The following is an 8129-nucleotide window of genomic DNA, read 5'->3' as shown; positions in this document are numbered from 1 at the left end:
GCGCGCGGGCCCGGGTGGCGCTGACCCCGCGCGCTGTCGACGGGCCGGTGCCGCTGTCGCTCGCGCAGCAGCGCATGTGGCTGCTCAACCGTATGGACGAACACTCCGCCGCGTATACGATCCCGCTGGCCATGCGGCTGAGCGGCGATCTCGACGTGGCCGCGCTGAACGCCGCGTTCGCCGATGTGGTGGCCCGGCACGAGGTGCTGCGCACGGTGTATCCGCAGACCGAGGCCGGACCGGTGCAGGTGATCCTCCCCGTCGCCGACGCCTCGGCGCCGCGGCTGGCGCCGGTGCCGCTGCCCGGTGCCGACATGCTCGACGCGGTATCGCAGTTCGTCACCGAGCCATTCGACGTGACGGCCGCGGTGCCGCTGCGGGCCCGGCTGTTCGCCGTCACCGACGCACCGGGCAGCGAGTACGTGCTCGTCGTGGCCGTCCACCACATCGCCGCCGACGGTTCCTCCCTGGTCCCGCTGGCCCGCGACGTGATGACCGCGTACGCCGCCCGCCGCACCGGGACCGCGCCCGGCTGGACGCCGCTGCCGGTCCAGTACGCCGACTTCGCGCTCTGGCAGCGGGAGGTGCTCGGCTCCGAGGACGATCCGGATTCGCCGGCCGCCCGCCAGATCGGCTACTGGACGCGCGCGCTGGCGGGGCTGCCCGACCAGCTGGCGCTGCCCACCGATCGGCCGCGTCCGGCGACGGTCTCCACCGCCGGCGCCGCCGTGGACTTCACCGTGGAAGCGGCGGCACACACCCGCCTGATCGAGATCGGCCGCGCCCACGGCGCGACGCTGTTCATGGTGATGCACGCCGCTTTCGCGACCTTGCTGGCGCGGCTGACCGCCTCGACGGATATCGCGATCGGCACGCCCATCGCGGGCCGCGGCGACGGAGCGCTCGACGAGTTGGTCGGCATGTTCGTCAACACCCTGGTGTTGCGCACCGAGGTCGATCCGGGGGCCGGCTTCGCCGCACTGCTCGCGGGTGTGCGTGACGGCGATCTGGCCGCCTTCTCCCATGCCGACATCCCGTTCGAGCGGTTGGTCGAGGTGCTGAACCCGGTCCGGTCGACCGCCCGGCATCCGCTGTTCCAGGTCGGATTCTCCTTCCACAATCAGGCCGCCGCGGAGTTCGCGCTGGACGGATTGACGGTGAGCGCGGCGGACTTCGACACCGCCGTCTCGCAGTTCGACCTGCATCTGGTGATCACCGACCGCTACGACGCGTCCGGTGCGCCGCTCGGCATGGCCGCCTCCCTCACCTACGCCACCGCGCTCTTCGACGCCCCCACCGTGGCCGGTTTCGGCGAGCGGCTGCTGCGGCTGCTGGATGCGGTGTGTGCCGATCCGGACCGGGCCGTCGGCTCGGTGGATCTGCTCGCACCGCGGGAACGGGTGCGGATTCTGCAAACCTGGAACGACACGGCCGAACCGGGTTGCGCGACAACGCTTCCTGAGATGTGGAACGCGACGGTGGCAGCCGCCGGTACGGCACCGGCGCTGATCATCGATCGCGACGGCACCGGTGAACCCGTTTCCTATGCCGAGCTGTCGGCGCAGGTCAATCGGCTCGCCCGGCATCTCATCGCGCTGGGCGTCGGACCGGAGACGCGCGTGGCGCTGGCCCTGCGCCGTTCCCGGGAGCTGATCGCCGCCATGTACGCGGTCAGCGTGGCCGGCGGTGCGTATGTGCCGGTCGATCCGGACCAGCCGGCCGAACGCGTCGGCTACATCCTCTCGACCGCCGCACCGCTGTGTGTGCTGACCACCTCGGATATCGCGCCGACGCTGCGAGACGAGTCGGTGCGAGTGGTGGACGTCGACGCCGTGCCGGATCTGGCCACCGCGCCGGTGACCGATCGGGACCGCCGTGCTCCGCTGCTGCCGCAGCATCCGGCCTATGTCGTCTTCACCTCCGGATCGACGGGCCGGCCGAAGGGCGTCACCGTCTCCCAGGAGGCGATTGTCAATCAATTGCGTTGGAAGACAGCGGAATTCGACCTGCGCGCCGACGACGCGGTGTTGCTGAAGACCGCCGCCACCTTCGACCTCTCGGTCTGGGAATTCTGGTCCGCCGCCGTCTCCGGCGGCCGGCTCGTGGTCGCCGCACCGGACGGTCATCGCGATCCCGCCTACCTCGACGAGCTGATGCGGCGCGAACAGGTGACCACGCTGCATGTCGTCCCGTCGATGCTCGACGCGCTGCTCACCGCCTCCGGTGGCAGCCTGCCGGCCTCGCTGCGCCGCGTGCTCGCCATCGGCGAGGCCCTGCCCGCCACCACCGCGCAGCGCGTGCGCCGGGACAGTTCCGCCTCGCTCTACAACCTCTACGGCCCGACCGAGGCCGCGGTCTCGATCACCGTCCACGCGGTCGACGACACCGATACGGTGGCGGTCCCGATCGGCCGTCCGGAGGCCAACAGCCGGGTGTACGTGCTGGATTCGCGGCTGCTGCCGGTGCCGGTGGGCGTGCCCGGTGAGCTGTATCTCGCCGGTGCGCAGCTGGCTCGCGGCTATCACGGCCGCGCAGATCTGACCGCGGAACGGTTCGTGGCCGATCCGTTCGAACCCGGAACGCGCATGTACCGCACCGGCGACGTGGTGGCGTGGAACGCGGCCGGCGAACTCGAATACCGGGGCCGCACCGATTTCCAGGTGAAGGTGCGGGGCTTCCGCATCGAACTCGGGGAAATCGAGGCGGCGCTGCTCGCGCTGCCGGCACTCGCCCAGGTCGCCGTGCTGGCGGTCTCCGATCCGCGCACCGCCGACCGGCTGGTCGCCTACCTCGTCCCGTCCGCCGGGGATATCGATGTCGCCGACGTGAAAAAGGCGCTGGCGCAGACACTTCCGTCGTACATGGTGCCCGAGGCGTTCGTCGTCCTCGATGCGCTGCCGCTCACCGTGAACGGCAAGCTGGACCGGGCCGCGCTGCCCCGCCCCGCCTTCGAGGCGACGGCCTACCGCGCCCCCGCGGGCCCGGTGGAACAGACGATCGCCGACATCTACGCCGAGGTGCTGGGGTCGCCTCGAGTCGGCGCCGACGACGATTTCTTCGCCCTCGGCGGCAATTCGCTGCTGGCCACCCAGGTATCGGCCCGCCTCGGCGCGGCCCTGGACGCCCGGATTCCGGTCCGGCTGCTGTTCGAGGCATCGACGGTGGCCGCGCTCGCGGTGCGGGTGGACGGCCACATCGGCTCCGGCGGCCGCACGGCGCTGACCGCCGGACCACGGCCCGAGGCGCTGCCGCTGTCGCTGGCGCAGCAGCGGATGTGGTTCCTCAACCAGTTCGAACCCGAATCCGCGGCCTACAACGTGCCCGCCGCCGTGCGGCTGCAAGGTGAGCTGCGGGTCGACGCACTGCAGCAGGCGGTGCTCGACGTGCTGGGCCGGCACGAGGTGTTGCGCACCGTCTACCCGCAGACGGCTCAGGGCGTCGTGCAGCACATCCTGCCCGCGTCGCAGGTGGACGCGGATCTCACGCCGCGGCCGGTCGGCGCGGAGGAGGTCGCGGCCTGCATCGCCGAGCTGGCCTCGGCCGGGTTCGACGTGAGCGCCGAGGTGCCGATTCGCGTTGCGCTGCTGCGACTTTCGGCCGACGAACACGTGCTGGTGTTCGTGGTGCATCACATCGCCGCCGACGGCTGGTCGATGCGGCCGCTGACCCGCGATGTGATGCTCGCCTATACCGCCCGCCGCGCGGGCGAGGCTCCACACTGGTCCCCGCTGCCGGTGCAGTACGCGGATTACGCGCTCTGGCAGCGGCAGGCGCTCGGCTCGGAAGACGATGCGCGGAGCCTGATCTCGACGCAGGCTCGCTATTGGCGCGAGCAGCTGGCCGGCCTGCCGGACGAGGTCAATCTGCCCGCCGATCGCCCGCGTCCGGCGGTGCAGTCCGCGCGCGGTGGACGAGTGGTGTTCTCCCTCTCGGGGCAGCTGCGCGCGGATCTGGTCGAGCTGGGTCGCGCCCACAACGCGACACTGTTCATGGTGGTGCACGCCGCGTGGGCGCTGTTCGTGGCACGGATGGCCGGTACCGACGACGTCGCCGTCGGCACCCCGATCGCGGGCCGCGGCGAGGCCGAACTCGACGATGTGGTCGGCATGTTCGTCAACACCCTCGTGCTGCGCACCCGGGTACCGGGCGAGGTGAGCTTCGCCGAATTGCTCCGCGCCGCACGCGATACCGACCTGCAGGCGTTCGGGCACGCCGATCTGCCGTTCGAACGGTTGGTGGAGCTGGTGAATCCGGAGCGCTCCACGGCACGCCATCCGCTGTTCCAGGTGATGCTGACCTTCCAGAACCTGCCGCAGCGCGATGTCGCACTGCCCGGTCTGCGGGTCGAGGCCGTCGATTTCGATTTCGACGCCGAACAATTCGATCTGTCGCTGACCGTGCAGGAGACCGGGGAGGGTCTGCTCGCCGACCTCTCCTACGCGCGTGATCTGTTCGACCACACCACGGTCGAGTCGTTCGCCCGGCGCTTCACCGGACTGCTCGCGGCCGTGGCCGCCGCGCCGGAGCAGACCGTCGGCAGCCTGCCGTTGCTGTCCGAGGCGGAGTACGAGCAGTTCACCCGGATGGACGGCGGCCCGGTCCTCGCCGAGGGGCTGCTGCCGGAGATCTTCACGCGTGGCCTGCGTCATGGCGCCGACCGGGTCGCGGTGCGCATCGACGGCCGATCGGTGACCTACCGTGAGCTGGACCGGCAGTCCTCGCAGCTGGCCCGCACGCTCATCGACGCGGGGGTCGGGCCGGAGCGGTCGGTGGCGATCGCGCTGCCGCGCTCCTACGAGATGATCGCCGCGGTCTGGGCGGTCGCGAAGGCCGGCGGCGCGTACGTGCCGGTCGATCCGAGCTACCCGCCCGATCGGGTGCGGCACATGGTGGTCGACTCCGCCGCCGTAATCGGCATCACCACAGGGGAATTCGCCGCCGATCTGCCCGCGGCCACCACCTGGTTGTCACTGGACGACGAGACCACCGCCGCCGCCTGCGCGCGCCGCTCGCCCGATCCCATCACCGACGCCGACCGCCTCCGTCCGCTGCGCCCGGACAACGCCGCCTACACCATCTACACCTCGGGTTCGACCGGTCTGCCGAAGGGCGTGACGGTCACGCACCGGCGGGTCGCCAATCTGGCCGCCCATGCCACCCGACTGTGCCGGGTGGAACCGCGGCACCGCTTCCTGCACGTCTGCTCGCCGAGTTTCGATCAGTCGCTGGAGGAGTGGCTGCTGACCTTCGGCAGCGGAGCCACCCTGGTCATCGCGCCGCCGTCGGTGCTGGGCGGACAGGAACTCGCCGATCTGCTGCGCGACGAGCGGGTCACCCACACCATGATCACCCCGGCCATGCTGGCCACCGTGGATCCGTCCGGACTGCCGGACCTCGAGGTCGTCGGCGCCGGCGGCGACGCGACCACGCCGGAACTGCTGGCCAAATGGCAGCCCGGCCGCCGCTTCGTCAACAGCTACGGCCCGACCGAGGCCACCATCTCCTCCGCGTACGCGGTTCTGGTCGCGGGCGTGCCGATCACCATCGGCACCCCGGTGCCGGGCACGACCACGCTCGTGCTCGACGCGCGCATGCAGCCGGTGCCGCCCGGTGTCGCGGGTGAGCTGTACGTCGTGGGCGAGGCCCTGGCCCGCGGGTACCACGCCCGGGCAGGGCTGAGCGCCGACCGTTTCGTCGCCTGCCCGTGGGGTGCGCCCGGCACCCGGATGTATCGCACCGGCGACCTGGTCCGCTGGATCGTCGGCGGCACCGGTGAGTGGGAGCTGGAATATCTGGGCCGCACCGACTTCCAGGTCAAGGTGCGCGGCTTCCGCATCGAACTCGGCGAGATCGACGCGGTGCTCACCGGTCACGACGACGTCGATTTCGCGGTCACCCTGGGCCGCGAGACCCCGGCCGGTGCCACCGCGCTGGTGTCGTATGTGTGTGCGGTGCCGGGACGTTCGATCGATCCGCAGCAGCTGACCACCTACGCCGCGCGCAGTCTGCCGTCGCATATGGTGCCGGCCGCGGTCGTCGTCCTCGACCGCGTGCCGCTCACCCCGGTGGGCAAACTGGATCGAAAAGCGTTGCCGGAACCGCAGTTCCAGGCACGGCCGTACCGCGAGCCGGCCACGCCGCAGCAGCGTCTGGTCGCCGCGGTGGTGGCCGAGGCGCTCGGCGTGCCCCGGGTCGGCGCCGACGACGACTTCTTCGAACTCGGCGGCAACTCGCTCATCGCCACCCAGGTCGTCGCGCGCCTGGGCGCCCGGTCGGCGACCCGGATCCCGGTCCGCACCGTGTTCGAGGCGCCGACGGTGCGTGCGCTGGCCGAACGGCTCGCCGCCCACGCCGGTACGGCGAGGGTCGAGCTCACCGCCCGGACCCGGCCGCACCGGATCCCGTTGTCGCCGGCCCAGCAGCGGATGTGGTTGCTCAACCGCATGGATCCCGCCTCCGCGGCCTACAACGTACCGTTCGCGGTGCGCCTGACCGGTGCGGTGGACGCCGCGGCACTCGAGCTCGCCTTCGCCGATGTGGTCGAGCGGCACGAGGTCTTGCGGACCGTCTACCCGCAGGCCGACGACGGACCGTTCCAGCAGATCCTGGCCGACGCGGATGCCGGGTTCACGGTCGGATCGGTGACCGCCGGCGAGGTGGAAAGCGCAGTCTCGCACATACTTTCGCGCCCTTTCGACGTCACGCGTGACATTCCGGTGCGCGCGGCACTGCTGCGGGTCACGGATACGTCCGAGCACATCGTGGTGCTGTCGATGCACCACATCTGCGCCGACGGCGCCTCGGCCGTGCCGCTGACCCGGGATCTGCTGACCGCCTACGCGGCGCGCACGGCCGCGGCGGCGCCGCAGTGGTCCGCGCTGCCGGTGCAGTACGCCGATTACGCACTGTGGCAGCGCGAACTGCTCGGCGCGGAGGACGATCCGCGGTCGCTGGTCGCGGGTCAGCTCGCGCACTGGCGGTCCGCCCTCGCGGATCTGCCCGAACAGCTGCCACTGCCCACGGACCGGCCGCGCCCGAAGGTGCAGTCGCTACGGGGCCGGGCGCTGACGTTCGAGATCGGCGCCGAGCGGCATGCCGCCCTGCACCGGTTGGCACGGACCCGGCACGCCTCCCTGTTCATGGTGGTCCGCGCCGCGCTGTCGATCCTGCTGGCCCGGCTCGCCGCCACCGAGGATGTCGCGGTCGGTGCGCCGATCGCGGGCCGGGGCGAGGCGGAACTCGACGACCTGATCGGCATGTTCGTCAACACCCTGGTCCTGCGTGCTCGGGTCGCGCCGCAGGCATCGTTCGCCGAGCTGCTCGACCAGGTGCGCGAGACGGATCTGGCCGCCTTCGCCAACAGCGATGTGCCGTTCGAGCGGCTGGTGGAACTGCTCGATCCGGTCCGGTCCACGGCACGGCATCCGCTGTTCCAGGTGGGTCTGTCGTTCCAGAACCTGAATCGGACCGAGGTGCGGCTGCCCGGCGTGACGGTCAGTGAACTCGAGATCGACACGCGCACATCGCAATTCGATCTGCACTGGTATCTGACGGACACCTACGACGAGCAGGGCGCCGCGGCGGGCATCTCGGCCGCCGTCACCTACGCCACCGACCTGTTCGACGCCGCCACGGTGCAGCACTTCGTGCAGCGCTTCCTGCGGGTGATCGACCGGGTCGCCGCCGACGCGGAGGTCACGATCGGCGATATCGACCTGCTGGACGACGCCGAACGCACCCGCATCCTGGTCGACTACAACGACACCGCGCGGGAGCTGCCGCCGGTTTCGGGCAGTGAACATCCGGACACGCTGACCGCCCGGTTCGCGTCCGCGGTGGCCGCACATCCGGAGGCGGTGGCACTCGCCGAGGATCGCTCGGGAAGTGCTGTGGCACAACGGGTTCTGACCTACGCCGAATTCGATGCCCGGAGCAACCGGCTGGCGCGGTATCTGATCGGCCGCGGGATCGGCCCGGAGCAGCGAGTGGCGGTGGCGCTGCCGCGCTCGGTCGAACTGCTGGTCGCCGTCTACGCGGTACTCAAGGCCGGCGCCGCCTATGTGCCGATCGATCCGGATCAGCCGGACGAGCGCGTTCGGCACATCCTCGACATCGCGGCGCCGGAATGC

At 71.2% G+C, this 8129-nt stretch carries 1 protein-coding gene; it reads left to right on the top strand.

What is annotated here, in order from left to right; all coding sequences use genetic code 11:
- Nucleotides 1-8129 (top strand): non-ribosomal peptide synthetase (locus tag RJ03_RS22850; RefSeq protein WP_157163481.1); only part of this gene is annotated, 8129 nt, incomplete at both ends.

Source organism: Nocardia aobensis NBRC 100429 (assembly GCF_000308375.1).
Taxonomy (GTDB): Bacteria; Actinomycetota; Actinomycetes; order Mycobacteriales; family Mycobacteriaceae; genus Nocardia; species Nocardia aobensis.
This window is presented reverse-complemented; position numbering and strand designations above follow the sequence as displayed.